10 protein-coding genes are annotated in these 14,777 nt (G+C 38.6%); 3 read left to right on the top strand and 7 right to left on the bottom strand.

All coding sequences use genetic code 11. The features are described from left to right. Nucleotides 1-55 precede the first annotated feature (55 nt). On the bottom strand, nt 56-2,278 hold the full coding sequence (locus tag IAG46_RS10795; RefSeq protein WP_190810365.1) for a SulP family inorganic anion transporter: 2,223 nt from the start codon (nt 2,276-2,278) through the stop codon (nt 56-58). Next, entirely contained in the window at nt 2,275-3,063 is a 789-nt protein-coding gene (locus tag IAG46_RS10790) for a universal stress protein (RefSeq protein WP_190810364.1), read from the bottom strand. Before IAG46_RS10790 ends, IAG46_RS10795 begins: the two co-directional genes overlap by 4 nt. Nucleotides 3,064-3,248: 185 nt before the next feature. Here IAG46_RS10790 and IAG46_RS10785 point away from each other — a divergent pair, with 185 nt between their 5' ends. Next, nucleotides 3,249-5,075 carry a sodium:proton antiporter gene (locus IAG46_RS10785; RefSeq protein WP_190810363.1) on the top strand — a complete coding sequence of 609 codons (1,827 nt, stop codon included), beginning with the start codon at nt 3,249-3,251 and terminating at the stop codon, nt 5,073-5,075. A gap of 24 nt (nt 5,076-5,099) precedes the next feature. On the opposite strand, the gene IAG46_RS10780 is transcribed toward IAG46_RS10785, so the two are convergent. The 4 genes from IAG46_RS10780 to IAG46_RS17840 all read right to left on the bottom strand — a co-directional run bounded on the left by IAG46_RS10780 (nt 5,100) and on the right by IAG46_RS17840 (nt 9,945). Beyond that, nucleotides 5,100-5,675 carry an outer membrane beta-barrel protein gene (locus IAG46_RS10780; RefSeq protein ID WP_190810362.1) on the bottom strand — a complete coding sequence of 192 codons (576 nt, stop codon included), beginning with the start codon at nt 5,673-5,675 and terminating at the stop codon, nt 5,100-5,102. 87 nt (nt 5,676-5,762) lie between these two features. Then, nucleotides 5,763-7,301 carry a hypothetical protein gene (locus IAG46_RS10775; RefSeq protein ID WP_190810361.1) on the bottom strand — a complete coding sequence of 513 codons (1,539 nt, stop codon included), beginning with the start codon at nt 7,299-7,301 and terminating at the stop codon, nt 5,763-5,765. Nucleotides 7,302-7,472: 171 nt separating this feature from the next. Beyond that, nucleotides 7,473-9,152: a sensor histidine kinase gene (locus IAG46_RS10770; protein WP_190810360.1), complete on the bottom strand. Its 1,680-nt coding sequence runs from the start codon at nt 9,150-9,152 to the stop codon at nt 7,473-7,475. Nucleotides 9,153-9,300: 148 nt separating this feature from the next. Further along, nucleotides 9,301-9,945, bottom strand: coding sequence for a response regulator (locus IAG46_RS17840; protein WP_368668178.1), 645 nt, complete (start codon nt 9,943-9,945; stop codon nt 9,301-9,303). Nucleotides 9,946-10,088: 143 nt separating this feature from the next. On the opposite strand from IAG46_RS17840, the gene IAG46_RS10760 reads away from it, so the two are divergent. Then, on the top strand, nt 10,089-10,343 hold the full coding sequence (locus tag IAG46_RS10760; protein WP_190810358.1) for a hypothetical protein: 255 nt from the start codon (nt 10,089-10,091) through the stop codon (nt 10,341-10,343). A gap of 31 nt (nt 10,344-10,374) precedes the next feature. On the opposite strand, the gene lepA is transcribed toward IAG46_RS10760, so the two are convergent. Then, complete coding sequence (lepA, locus tag IAG46_RS10755; RefSeq protein WP_190810357.1) at nt 10,375-12,171, bottom strand: translation elongation factor 4; 1,797 nt, start codon at nt 12,169-12,171, stop codon at nt 10,375-10,377. Between the two features lie 156 nt (nt 12,172-12,327). On the opposite strand from lepA, the gene IAG46_RS10750 reads away from it, so the two are divergent. Next, complete coding sequence (locus IAG46_RS10750) at nt 12,328-14,745, top strand: outer membrane beta-barrel protein (RefSeq protein ID WP_190810356.1); 2,418 nt, start codon at nt 12,328-12,330, stop codon at nt 14,743-14,745. Nucleotides 14,746-14,777 lie beyond the last annotated feature (32 nt).

Here is a 14,777-nt window from a genome sequence, read left to right as displayed (position 1 = left end):
AAGCTTGATGCAAATAGTTAAAAAACATTGGTTTATTGGCCGTATTTTAACAAAATTAGTCGTCAGGAAATTGGTTTAGGAGTTTTTGCAGCTGTAATCCGAAATAAATCATGGCCTTGATTTCCTGAACACTCAACAAGCGTTCTTTTTTAAGAATGAATAACGATTTTCCGTTTGACTCTATGTGGTAATAGGGGTTGCTTTCTAAAAACAGAATGAGCTCATCATGAAACAAAGCTCGTATTTCTCTTGTTTTTTCACCACTTAAATAGAATCTTCGGTTAAAGTCTGGATGGTTTTCAATAGAGATGTCCTTGAATCCTGCCAACTTGTAAATTCGTTCCAGAAGCCCTTCTTTGTCCAAAGTAAAGACAGGAAAACGCTGCGACAATTCAATGTGCATTACAGTTGACTTTATAACTTCTTTGGCGACAAAAGCTCCTTCTGTAAATTCAAGGTCGAATACAGAACAATGGTCTTTTTCATCAATAAGATGGTTGTACAAATAACTAACCTCACGTGTCTTAAAAAAGATGAAATCGGATAAAAAACTGGTCTCTATGTTCTTCTCGGCACGATAGTCCCATGCAAGTTCGGCTGCGGTTTCTTCCAGATGGGATTGTCTTCGCGTAAAGTACTTTTCAATGGGTTTTAAAGTTCCCAACGGAAGTATTTTTCGGATGGCGAAGGGGTGTTTTGAATCGGTTTCGTGCTTATCCAGCCCTACAATTTCAATGCTTCCGCCTTTTTTTGAGAAAATATGCATATACGATTCCAGTCCTTCCATAGTGGTATGATCTACAAATCCACACATGGAAAAATCCACAATTACGTTTTGGTCTTCAGGAATGGCATCCAACTTGTTTTTGAGCTTAAAAAAATTGAGGAAGCTACAGAAGTATTTTACACTTACATAGTAATTTTTATCCTCATGCTCTTGAAAAAGCAGCACATTGGGTTTAAAAAAATTTCCAACAAACAGAAATGCGCTTCTATTGATAACAATATGGATTAGTAAAGTGGTAAGGATTCCCATCCCTATACCGGTAATGAGATTGGTAAACAGTGTGGTAATCAAAGTGGCCAAGAAAATTATGATTTGTTCCTTTCCAATTTTTGCAATCTTTCTAAAAGTTTTTGGAGTGGCAAGTTTATAGCCTGTATATACCAGAATAGCTGCTAGCGCCGCCAATGGAATTTTTTTAAGCTGCTCTTGGAACAATAGGATAAAAATGACCAAAAATGAAGCATGGAAAAAGTTTGCAGACCTATTTGTTGCCCCATTATGTACATTGACCGAGCTTCTTGCAATCACCGTAACCACATTTAGCCCTCCGACCAAGCCACTTAATGAAGTAGCGAGCCCCAATGCCTTCAAATCTTTGTTTACATTAGATCGCCGGGTTTGAGGGTCCAACTTGTCAACAGCTTTGATACTCAATAATGATTCAATACTGGCTATAAGGGTAATGGCAAATACGCTGACAATAAATTCTTTCTGCAACACTTTGGAAAAGTCTGGGAAAGCAAGATTGGAGAGCACATTTTCCGGAATAGAAATGAGATAAGACCCATCCATGGGAAATGGAAGGTTGAGCCACCCAAAAGAATAACTAAAACCTACGGACAAAATCAAAATCCACATGGGTGCCGGAATCAATTGAAAATATTGGTTTCTGATCTTAGAGTAAAAAACCATTATAAAAAGACTTATTATTCCAATTCCGGCCGCAACGAGCTCTTCTGCTGTCCCATTTTGGAAAAGATCTGTTAAGCCATTTGGAATTTGAGCCAACAACTTTACAATGGACCCACTTTCATTATTATGACCCACCATAATATGAAATTGCTTTGCAAAGATTCCCCAGCCAATTGCGGCCAACATACCCTCAATGGCGGAAGCCGGAAAAAAATCGGCTAGGCGCCCCATTTTTAGGAAGCCGAGCAATAACATCAATATTCCAGAAACGACAATAGCTGCCAAGGTGAATAAATAGCCTTGATAAAGATCGCCACCTCCCAGTGTAGTAATGGCTCCTAAAAGCACGATGACCAAGCCGTTACCGGGACCAGTGATGGTAACATTTGACCCGCCCAATAAGGCAACGACTGTTCCACCGACAATTGCAGCAATAATTCCAGAGATTGGTGGGGCATCACTTGCAATGGCCAGACCAAGCCCCAACGGAAGGGCAATCAGAGAAACCACAAAACCAGAAAACAGGTTTTTGGGCAGATCTTTGACAAATAGTTTAGTATGGTTGGTTTTTGGCGTCAATTGTTTTTTCTAACTATCAAAAGGTCGGTTGGTAAATCAGATAAAATATATTCTATGTCGTGTGGGAAAACCCGATCAAGCAGACCTGTTTTTTTTGGGGCGTTCATCACCAATAAATCTGCACGGACAACTTCGGCATAATGGCCGATGGAGTATCCTCTTTTTCCGAAAATACTCTGTGTTTTAACTTTTAAATCTTTCAGATAATCCTCGGGTATGGATTTAAGGAGTTTTCTAACCCTTGAGTCTTCGCGATGCCTTAAGCGCTCTTTTTTAATGGCAGCTTTTTTAAGGGATTTATCATCTTCAATGCTTACGGCCACTTCTTTTTGCCGAATTTCTTCAACTATGGTCAATTGTTTTGCGCCCAAAGCATTTGACACGTAAACTGCGATGGAAATAGCCAATGCGGTGCCTTCATCTTCCAATCCATTAACAACTACATGTTTGCACGGCACCCTTTCTTCAGAAGGTTTTATCAACAGCAATACTGAACAACAAACTTTTCTTGTCAACTTTCTGGCGATGGACCCTACATAAAATTGATAGAGGTTTTCATGTTGAAGGGCACCAAGAATAAGAAGATCAATATTTGAATTTTCACAGGTTTCCAACAACACCTGATCTGGCTTTCCTGTTTTCCATTCAATGGAAACCTCAAGACTTTTGTGTTCAATTTGTGATAGAATCTCGAGAATTTGTTGTTCTTTTTCCTTTGTTTTCACACCCACATGTAGCAGCAACAATTTAGCCCCAAAAAAATGAGTTATCCTAGAAGTTTCCATGATATTGATTTTCAAGGAAGGGGAGAAGGCAAATCCAAATAAAACAGTTTTAAAGGGTGGATTCAAGGATTCTTTCTTAAAGATTGAGGCCAATATAACACTTAATCAATTAAGAGCTAAAACGGCTTTTTTATAATAGTTAAATTTTTGAGGGAAAATCTGTATTTTTCAAGAAAACTAGAACAATGCTAGAGCTTGCGGGAATTATTATACTTGGAATTATTGCACAATGGGTTGCATGGCGTTTTAAATTACCTGCGATCTTACCGCTTATTTTGATTGGTTTGTTGGTTGGCCCCATCGCTACATTGTACACGGAAGATGGCGCAAAATTGATAGAACCTATTTGGAATGGGGAAAAAGGGCTCTTTCCTGGCGATGGACTGTATTATTTTGTTTCGTTGGCCATTAGCATCATTCTTTTCGAAGGTGGACTTACCTTAAAGCGCTCGGAAATCAAAAACGTTGGCCCCGTTATTACCAAACTGATAACCTTGGGGTCTTTAGTGACATTTTTTGGTGCAGGTATTGCAGCGCATTATATTTTTGGGCTTTCATGGCAGATCTCATTCTTGTTTTCGGCATTGATCATAGTTACAGGGCCTACTGTTATAACCCCCATCCTAAGAAACATTCCATTAAAAAAGGATGTTTCTGCGGTGTTAAAATGGGAAGGGATTCTCATTGATCCCATTGGGGCTTTGGCGGCGGTATTGGTTTTTGAATTTATAAGTGTAGGTGAGGGCAGTGCTTTCACCCAGACCGCATTGATAGAATTTGGTAAAATCCTGTTGTTTGGAACCACCTTTGGGTTCACGTTCGCCCACGCGTTGGCATTTGCCATCAAAAAGAATTTTATTCCCCATTACTTAATGAACGTGGTATCCCTTTCCGTGGTGCTGTTGGTATTTGTGGAATCGGATGTGTTTGCCCACGAATCTGGATTATTGGCTGTTGTTGTTATGGGAATGGTGCTGGGTAACATGAACCTGCCCAATCTTAAAGAGCTGTTATATTTTAAAGAATCGTTGAGTGTACTGCTAATTTCAATTCTATTTATTCTATTGGCGGCGAACATCAACATTAGCGATATGGAATTGATTCTTAATTGGAATACTGCCATCCTTTTTGCTGTAATTGTTTTTGTAATTAGGCCATTGGGTGTTTTTTTGAGCACGAGAGGTTCTGGGTTAAAATTGAATGAAAAACTGTTCATTGGTTGGGTTGGACCAAGAGGTATTGTGGCCGCGGGTATTGCCTCTTTATTTGGCTCAAAACTATTGGTCAAGGGAGTACCAGGAGCGGAATATATTACACCTTTAGTATTTATGGTCGTTCTGGGAACCGTGCTTTTAAACGCCACCACAGCGAGGGCCTTTGCCAAGATGATAGGGGTATTCTTGACAAAATCGGAGGGAATCTTGATTATTGGTGCTTCAAAAGTATCCAGGTTGATTGGAAACTACCTTAAGAAAAATGACAGGCATGTGGTACTTATTGACAACAATGACACTAATGTTGAAAAAGCAAAAAAAATAGGACTAGAAGCTATGTCGGCCAACATTTTTTCTGATACGCTAACGGATAATATTGAATTGAACGATATGGGCTACCTGATGGCGTTGACAGGCAATTCAGACATCAACAAGTTTGCCATTGACAAATTTAAAAAACAGTTTGGGGAAAACGGGGCATTCCGTCTGGTGAATACCGATGAAATGAAAGACCCGGAAAACAATCCGGAAGAAGGACTTTTTTCTCATACTGATGATTTCATCAAACTTATGGATGCCGTGCGTAAATACCCGGCTATCCATGAAATTGACTTGAGAGACAAGAAACACTATGATAATCTTATCGATATTACCCTAAAAGACAATGATATTGTCCCCGTGTTTACCAAATCACCAGATGGAAGCATAGAAATAATTCCAGCCAACAGTAAAGACTTCACTCCCAAAGGTGATGGACACAAATTGGTGTATCTCGGAAAAATGTTTGACATAGACTAACGCTAAGCCTAAATTTGACAAGACTTAGAATGTACGATATACTCTAACACTGTATTGCTCACTATCATTTTGAAAAGTAAGTTCAGGCCTAATCACAAGTCCTGGTACTGGACGTATGTCAAGGCCTACGGTAATATAATCTTCAAAATCAGAGTTCTCTTCCAAATAAGTGCCATATCCATAATTGGCACCCACTCCAAATGTATCACTCAGATGGTAACCAACTCGTGCACTTACTCCGAGGAAATCAAAACCTTCACCTTCTACGGTAATGTCACCAAATTCCCGATCCTTCCCTACAAAGTGAGTGTAATTAACTTCAGGACCCAAACTAATACATTTAGAAACTCCAAAAGAATAACCGGCAATTGCACCGTAAGTAAATGAGCTGGCATCACCAAGACTTCCCGTGGGTATACCTACACTTACACCTGCGTAATATGAATTAAATGCTTTCTCCAAATCCTCTTCAGTAATTTCATCTACTGAAATTGGAACATCTTGTGTGGTTTCTGTTTTTCTTTGGGCATTGGCAGCTACGACACATACCAAAAGTAATAGGCAAAATAAAATAACGGAATTATGGGTTGTAGTTTTCATATTGTTCTAGTTTAATTTATTCACTTAAAATTTTTGAATTTCGATGGATTGAAACTTATGTGTTTAGGAAGTCATAATTACTGAGCGCTATTTTTTTGAAAGTGAAACACGCCCGCTAAGAATAAAAGCGCCCAAGCTACCTTCTCCAAAAGCAATACTCCGATATCCCACAAATAGTACTATTGCTTCAAGGGGTCTCCAAAAGGGGCCAAGGCTATAGGTAAGACCACCTTCTCCACCCTCAGTTGCGGAAATAGCATACCCCAAACCTGCTTCTGCACCAAAAGCATTGCTGAATTCGTAGGCGGCTATAGCCGTAAGGGGTATATAACTTTCACCTTCTGTCTCAAAGCCGAAGTCTGTTTCTTTTCCCGTAAATCGTGTATAGCCGGCGGTTGCGCCAATTAGGAAATCATCACTTAGCTTATGATAATAAGCTACCTCTGTACCATAGGTAAGCCCATAAAAATCCTTTTCTTTACCAACATTATTTCCAAGGTATACCCCATAAGCAAATGAACCTGCTTCTCTAAAAAACCCACCCTCAGTATTATTATCCTCTTCTTCTTTAGACTCGCCCCATTCAGTATTAACATACTCTTTATATTCATTGACTGCTTTGGGATCCAAAAAAATATTTCTGGTATCCTTTATAAAATGTGAGGATTTCTCAGTTGATTTGGTACCTTCTTCCATATGATCTGGAATGCCGTCTCCATCGGCATCAGGTTGAGGACAACCTCTCAATTCTGGGATACCAGGAACTTTTGGGCAATCATCATCTGAGTCAAGCAATCCATCACCATCCGTATCCGGCTCAGGGCAACCTTTCCATTTAGGAGGACCAGGGTAATCGGGGCAGTCATCATCTTTGTCGTAGATTCCGTCACCATCGGTATCAATTTCATTTGATGTTGAACTAATATCTTGTTGCAGACGGGAATCTTCTTCGTCTTTTTTTTGTGAACAACAATTAAGACTTAATATTTTGAGTGTGGGATTTTCAGGTTTGTCCATGGTCATAACCTTACCCGTAAAACTGCCTTCAGCAGTTGCTCTATATTCGTACTTGGCATCATCAACAAACCGGGGATTATCCGAAATACAATCACATGATACTTTTGTGCTTATTTTAATATCCCATAATGCTTTGGGGTAATTCCATTCTTTTATGTTGGCTTCAAAGTGATAAGACCTTTTACAAAGATAATCTGAAGTGTACTCTTGCTTACTTTCAACAAACCAGTCTACTTCATTATTGGTTAGATAGTTATTATAGTAATCTTTTAATTCATTCTTCGTAGAATATTCAATTTGGCTTACAGATTTACCTGTGAAATATTGAACAAAGGCATCAAAATTTGGCGTATTATGAAAAGCAAAAATAGCTTTGTCTGTATAATCTTTAAAAGGGCCCAATTCAATACCTGAGACTTCAGAATCGAAAATTAAGGAGTTTTGAACACCCTTTACAGCGATTAAAAGATTTGTTCTTAAGGGGTGTAAGGTTGATTTATCATTTGCTAAAATTTCATTTAAGTGTGCTGCGCAAGGTTTGTTAGATTCTTTAGGTCCTTTGGCATTTTTTATAACATCTCTAAATGCATCATGGATTGTTTCTACCATTTCTACCCGTGTTGGAGGACGGTTATTTTGCGAATGAATTGGAAGTGTAAAAATGAGAGTGAAGATTGCTAAAACGAATAATCTTGTCGTAAATGATTTCATAACACTTTTGGTTGGATACTAGAATTATCCAAATAGAAGATTTTAAAGAAGATGAAACAATACCTGAACTCAGGTATATTTTGTAGGAATTATGACCAAGACGGAGGTTCCTTTGCCCCGCTCGGAATCAAAAAGAAATTGTCCATTCATTTGTGTTACCCTAGACCGGATGTTCTTTAGACCAATTCCGCTGCTTTTCTTTTGTTCGGAAGATCCTTGGCCATTATCCTCAAAACTTAGTGTAACAGAATTTTTATGTCCGAACAACTGAATATCGACCAAAGAAGCATTGGCATGTTTGATGACATTCTGAAGCAATTCTTGAACAATTCTAAAAAGATGAGTGGAAATGTTTTCATTGAGGCTTTCGGGAAACTGAAAAGTGTTGAAATTTACTGTAAGTTGCTCCGTCTTCCCAATGGTATCCAACAATTCGTCAATGGCACCTGAGAGTCCTACAAGTGAAATTTCGGAGGGGGTAATACTGTGTGCCACACCTCTCACATCTTCGCATATATCATCAAACTCTTTTTGCATTTTTTCATCATCATATTTGGTGCTGAACAATCTTTTTAAATTGGCTATTTTGCTTCCAATATTGTCATGAAGCTCACCACCCACTCGTTTACGCTCGTCTTCTTGACCTTGTACAAAGGCGTTAAGGAATTTTTGTTGTTGAAGCACAAGTTTGTTCGCGAAGGAGTTCCTTTCCGTATAAATCTGCCCAACAACTAAAGTAAGTGTTATGGTAAGAAAAAAGATTTCGATTGCGGAGGCATAAAAAATTCCAGGGAGACCGTAAAACGAGAACTTTAAGAAACCAAAACTATGGTGCAATACCAATAAGATTGACCCCACCGCCATGAACAGGTATGAAATTGTAAAATAAGCTCCAATTTTTTTGTTGTGTTTAAGGTATACGAAGATTTCAAATACGATTGCACAGATCAAAAACACAAGGGATAGGTACCATAATTTCATAAAGAATTCAATGTGTACAGCATACATGGAATTTGCCATAAAATGAAGGAAAATCCGAAACACAAATTGAAAAACGATTACAATCTCAACACTTTTTTTGAGTTTTGGCAAATACTCCTTCACCATAAGAATCTGTTGGGCGAAAAGAACAAAAAGTACTGTTGATAGTTCAATTGAAATTACATAAATGGCACGCCCAAGATCAAGAGATACGGATGGCAATAACACATTGGTAAAGCCAAGGTAGGAAGCAATGAAAATTAACAGTACCGTTAGATAAAGACCATATAATAAGAAAAGGGTACGTTTTATAAATACAAATAAAAGAGTTGTAAAAAGAAGTGACAACAGAATAAGTCCAACATAAGAGCCAATGGCGATGCTTTGAAAGGAACCGGTGCCATAGTAGGTGTCTTTGTCCTGAATAGAAACATCGGTGGCCAGGGGTTTACCTTTGGATTTTTTAAAGAACAAAAAATAGGCCGCCTTTTCGTTTGGCATTAAGCGCATTGATACTTTCCAGGTGCGTTCTATAGATTGTTCTAATGTCCTTATTCCAATGTTTCCTTCTAGTTTTAAATCATCCTCGACAGCCTTATACACCTTAACATCTTCCAAGAATGGATATGAAAAGGACAAGATGATTTCTTTTGAGGTATTAGAATCATTTTTTAAAATAAACTTAGAATAGGCTTGTACTATATCAAAACTCAGATAAAAAAATGACCTATCGTCATCCATAGGGTTGAATCGATGGAGTGTTTTCATAGAAAACGGAGCATCTTTTTCAGAAACAAAAACCGTTGAAAAATCCTTAAGATTTTTCGAAAATGAGGCTTCACTTATGACAAGGGTATCATTGGAATGTATCGGAAATGAACAAACGGAAAACAGAAGAAAAAGGAACCAGCAATGATTATAACAATTGATTTTCATGGACAAAGGTTACAAGTTTAATACTGCTATCTACCCCCAGTTTGCGGTAGATGTTTTTTTTATGGGTTTCTACGGTCAATGGACTAATATGCATTGTTTCTGCTATATCCGGAACCTTATTGCCAGCGCATAAATGTTTTATTATTTCTTTTTCTCGTGGAGTTAATTGTATCCGTTTGTAAAATTCATCCTGTTTTAATGGGTCTTCTTTTTTGCCTTTCACCACACCTTCGCCATAATAAAAACTGCTTTCTTTAGAAACATGTTTTAGTCCGTCCAGCAGGTCTTCGGAAGAGCAGTTTTTTAGCAAAAACCCATTTGCGCCTTTTGCAATGGACTTGCTAACAATGGTTTTTTTGTTGTACATGGTAAGGATAAGCACTTTTATGACATTTCCCGTTTGCCTCAGCTCTTGCAGAATTTCCATACCGTTTTTATGGGGTAGGTTTAAGTCGAGCAAAAGAATGTTTGGCTTGTGTTTTTCAAGTGAGGCATATAAGTTGGAATAACTACTTACGGCATCCACAACCTGAAACCCGGAGAAATTTTGGATAATTGAACACAAACCATCTATTACGATTTGATGGTCTTCACAAATAAGGATTTTAAGAGGTTGATCGGTCACAGGCACTACATCTGTGAAGTAAGTTACAAAAGATTAGCTGTTTAATGACCTATTCGTCAATTGGTTTGGAGCATTCATGAATTTGCTCCGAAAAAGAAAAAAGGACCCACTTATTTTCACCCAATAAACCATTTAAACTTAAAATGATGAAAAAAATCTCACTATTTGTGGCACTTGCAGGTTTATTATTTGTTGGCTGCTCCAAAGATGATCAGGAAAAATGTTCGACATGTACATTTTCACTGGCGGAATTATCCGTGACTTCCAAATATTGTGATAAAGGTGATGGTAATGTAGAAATAACCACAGATGGTCAAACCCAAACTGTAAGCATGAATGGGGCTACATTTGATGATTTCATAGACGGATTAAAACGGGCTGGCGCAAATTGTAAATAAAAGATGTCAAGGAACAAAATTGAATGTCAAATCAATCATTCAACTTTAAAACGGCCATAAACGCTTGTTGCGGGATTTCCACATTTCCAACTTGGCGCATACGCTTTTTACCTTTTTTCTGTTTTTCGAGCAGTTTTCGCTTACGTGAAATATCCCCCCCGTAACATTTTGCGGTTACGTCTTTACGCAAAGCCTTTATAGTTTCCCTTGAAATAATTTTAGAACCAATGGCCGCTTGTATCGGAATATCAAATTGCTGTCTTGGGATAAGCTCCTTCAACTTTTCACACATTTTTTTGCCAATGGTATGTGCATTATCAAAATGAACCAATGCAGATAAGGCATCTACGGGTTGTGCGTTCAAGAGGATATCAACTCTCACCAATTTGGAAGTTCGCATTCCTATTGGGGTATAATCGAAAGAAGCATACCCTTTTGAAACGGTTTTCAATCGGTCGTAAAAATCAAAAACGATTTCGGCCAAGGGCATATCAAAAGTAAGTTCAACCCGCTCGGTGGTCAAATAGGTCTGATTGGTGATTTGCCCTCTTTTTTCAATGCAAAGCGACATTACATTCCCGACGAAATCGGATTTCGTGATAATCGTGGCCTTAATATAAGGCTCCTCAACCCGATCAACTGTAGACGGGTCTGGCAAATCCGATGGATTATTGACGATCAGTGCGGTTTCCCTGTCTTTGGTGGTAAAAGCGTTATAACTTACGTTGGGCACCGTGGTAATTACCGTCATATTGAATTCTCGTTCCAACCGTTCCTGGATAATCTCCATATGCAACATACCCAAAAACCCACAACGGAAACCAAAACCAAGCGCGGCACTACTTTCAGGAGTAAATACCAAAGATGCGTCATTAAGCTGAAGTTTTTCCATGGAAGACCTTAGTTCCTCAAAATCTTCAGTGTCAACAGGATATATACCTGCAAAAACCATGGGTTTTACATCCTCAAAACCTTCAATGGCATTTTGAGTGGGATTTTTGGCGTCTGTAATGGTATCTCCAACTTTTACCTCTCGGGCGTCCTTTATTCCGGTAATCAAATACCCCACATCTCCCGAGGAAATGATGGTTTTCGGAACCTGTTCCAGTTTCAAGGTGCCAATCTCGTCGGCAAAATAGTCTTTGTTGGTAGCAACGAATTTTATTTTTTGTCCTTTTTTGATTTCACCATTGATGACCCTAAAATAGGTCTCAACCCCACGAAAAGGATTATAAACCGAATCGAAAACCAATGCTTGAAGTGGCTCATCTGGATTTCCATCCGGCGCAGGTACCCTTTCAATAATTGCGGTTAAGATATCTTCAATTCCAATCCCCGTTTTGGCACTTGCCGGAATCACTTCTTCAGCATCACACCCCAACAAATCAACAATATCATCCGTAACCTCTTCAGGACTGGCACTTGGCAAATCGACTTTATTGAGTACGGGTATGATCTCCAAATCATTCTCTAGGGCCAAATATAAATTGGAGATGGTCTGTGCTTGAATGCTCTGTGCTGCATCAACAACCAATAACGCACCCTCGCATGCTGCAATAGAGCGCGATACCTCATAAGAGAAATCAACATGTCCGGGAGTGTCTATTAAATTCAAAACATAGGTTTCTCCCTTGTGCACATACTCCATTTGAATGGCATGACTTTTTATGGTAATGCCACGCTCTCGTTCCAGGTCCATATTGTCTAAAAGCTGATCTTGTTTTTGACGCTCTGTTACAGAACCGGTAAAGTCCAACAGACGGTCGGCCAAGGTGCTCTTGCCATGATCAATATGTGCAATTATGCAAAAATTTCTAATCTTCTTCATTAATAGCTATTACCCAATAAATTGGGAGTGTTTCAGAAATGCAAATATAGGCCTTTTCGACACCTCAGAATGGGATTTTTGGAAATATGAAAAAGGGACAAATGGATGGCTCTAAAATATTTTCTTAGATTTGATATTGAACCCCAAACTCAACTAATGCGAATCACCTGTATTTTTTTATTGGTGTTTTTGACATCTCACATTCTGACTGCACAAACGTATCAGATTAAAGGAAAGGTAGTTGATAGAAGTAACAACGCTATTCCATTTGCCAACATTTTACTGCTTCAAGCTTCGGATTCCACTTTTGTGAAAGGCACCTCGGCCGATGGTACTGGCAAGTTCGCACTTTCTGAAGTAAAAGCTAATGTGTATTTATTACAAGCAAGCTATGTAGGTCGAGGCTCCGAACCTAGGGCTTTGGATGTTTCAAGTGATATTTTGTTGGGAGCACTGGTAATTCCGTTGGAAGAAAACAGTTTGGAGGAGGTTGTAGTGACATCGCAGCGGCCAAAGCTTCAAAGATTAGCAGACAGACTGGTCTTTACGGTTGAAAACACAGTTGTTTCCCAAGGAAGTTCATGGGACATTCTTAAAAGCACACCGGGTGTAATTGTTAACCAAAGCGATCTGCAAATTAGGGGACAGAGCGCAACTGTATACTTAAATGACAGAAAGGTTCAGTTATCGGGACAAGAGGTTAGGGATTTGCTGGAAGGACTTTCTGGGGCCAATATAAAATCCGTTGAGGTCATTGCCAATCCTCCCGCACAATATGATGCAGAGGGAGGGCCTATTTTGAACATTGTTACAAGCAAGAATATTGTTCCGGGTTATAAAGGAAGTGTGAATGGCACATATACCCAGGCAGTTTTTCCAAAGTTTGGAGTTGGAACAAGTCATTATTACAAAACAGAGAAGCTGAATTTATTTGCCAATTATAGCATAAGCCCAAAAAAGGAAATTAGAAAAGCGATCAAGGGCATCAATTTTATTGACTTAAATGAAACTGTATTTTCTAATTGGGACACCAACTATGATCAAACTACCAGATCAAAAGCTCAGAATGCCAGCTTAATCCTGGATTATGATTTTGATGACAAAAACAGCCTTAACCTTGCAACCAACTTAGCAACTAACCCAAATTGGGAAAGAGCTACAAACCTGAACACTCAGATCAGAAATGGACAAAGTCAGTTGGACTCCACATTCACAACCCAGAATATGGAAAATGTAGACAATACCAACTTGGCAGTAGACCTTACCTATGTGCACAAGATGAAAAAACCGGGAGCAAAGCTTTCTTTTAATGGCCATTACACCTATTTTGATGGTGTTTCCAGCCAGAATCTAACCTCTTCATATTTTGACAATGGAGGTAATTTTTTAAGAAATTTTGGATTTGACACAGACGCTCAACAAGACATTCAGATTTTTACGGGCCAAACGGATTTTGCCACTCCAGTTGGTAATGCATCTGTAGAAACAGGCCTTAAGATATCTTCTGTTGCGTCAAAAAATCGGATTGACTTTTCCAATTTCATTGGAGCTGACAACAACGTGGATGCCTCTTTATCCGATCGGTTCAATTATGACGAAAATGTATATGCTGGATATTTAAGTCTAGTAAAGAATTGGGACAAATGGTCAATGAAGTTAGGCTTAAGGGGTGAATTGACGAAGGCCACAGGAACGTCACTTACTTTAAACGAAATAAACACCTTAGATTTTTTTGAACCCTTTCCCTCTGTTTATGTCCTATATTCTCCATCTGCAAAACACAGCTTTGCATTCGATTATGGGCGAAATGTAGATCGGCCAAAATATAATGACTTGAATCCGTTTCGTGTTTTCTTCAATGAAAATGATTTTGAGGAAGGAAACCCTGGATTAAGACCCAGCTTTAGCAATAATTTCAACTTTAATTACACTTTTAACAGCGAACTGTTCTTTGATGTTTATTATCGTGATAATGGAGAGAACATAGCTTATTTTGTTTTTCAGGATAATACCAATCAAACTCTTGTGGAGCTAAAACAAAATGTTTTGGACAGCAAATCATATGGAATTGACCTAACGTTGAGCAAAAGCATTGCACCTTTTTGGTTTTTGTATGCATATACCTCGCTTTTTCATGAAGAGGAAACATTTTTGGCGTCGGAAAGCAATAATCAAGTGTACACAAATTCAATAGATGGGGCTTACGCCTATCTGGCCAATTACCTTACCCTTTCGAAAGACGGAACTTTTACCGGTGAGGTCACAATGACATATCTATCCAAATTCTTATTTGGCTCATATGTTTCTGATGATCAGCTTAACATGACCCTTGGTCTAAGAAAATCTCTATTTAAGGATAGGATTACAATTTCTTTGGCTGCCGAGGATATTCTTGAAAAGTATGTTCCTACCTATGCATCAAGGTACTTAAACCAAGATAATTTTTATAGAAGACGGGCAGAAACCCAGTTCATTCGTTTTGGACTCACCTATAATTTTGGAAATTTCAAACTGAACGACAATCAGCGCGAGATTGACAAAAAGGAAAGGGAACGACTGCAAAATGAGGAATAGCCATTTGAATCTGTGGTATTTTGTATTTTTGC

It is taken from the genome of Flagellimonas sp. S3867 (assembly GCF_014698935.1).
In the GTDB taxonomy this organism is placed as follows: domain Bacteria; phylum Bacteroidota; class Bacteroidia; order Flavobacteriales; family Flavobacteriaceae; genus Flagellimonas.
This window is presented reverse-complemented; position numbering and strand designations above follow the sequence as displayed.

Excerpts from the sequence above, each read along its gene's own strand:
- IAG46_RS10790 (WP_190810364.1), bottom strand. The coding sequence starts at position 3,063 with ATGGAAACTTCTAGGATAACTCATTTTTTTGGGGCTAAATTGTTGCTG.
- IAG46_RS10785 (WP_190810363.1), top strand. The coding sequence starts at position 3,249 with ATGCTAGAGCTTGCGGGAATTATTATACTTGGAATTATTGCACAATGG.
- IAG46_RS10780 (WP_190810362.1), bottom strand. The coding sequence starts at position 5,675 with ATGAAAACTACAACCCATAATTCCGTTATTTTATTTTGCCTATTACTT.
- IAG46_RS10775 (WP_190810361.1), bottom strand. The coding sequence starts at position 7,301 with ATGGTAGAAACAATCCATGATGCATTTAGAGATGTTATAAAAAATGCC.
- IAG46_RS10770 (WP_190810360.1), bottom strand. The coding sequence starts at position 9,152 with ATGAAAACACTCCATCGATTCAACCCTATGGATGACGATAGGTCATTT.
- IAG46_RS10760 (WP_190810358.1), top strand. The coding sequence starts at position 10,089 with ATGATGAAAAAAATCTCACTATTTGTGGCACTTGCAGGTTTATTATTT.
- lepA (WP_190810357.1), bottom strand. The coding sequence starts at position 12,171 with ATGAAGAAGATTAGAAATTTTTGCATAATTGCACATATTGATCATGGC.
- IAG46_RS10750 (WP_190810356.1), top strand. The coding sequence starts at position 12,328 with ATGCGAATCACCTGTATTTTTTTATTGGTGTTTTTGACATCTCACATT.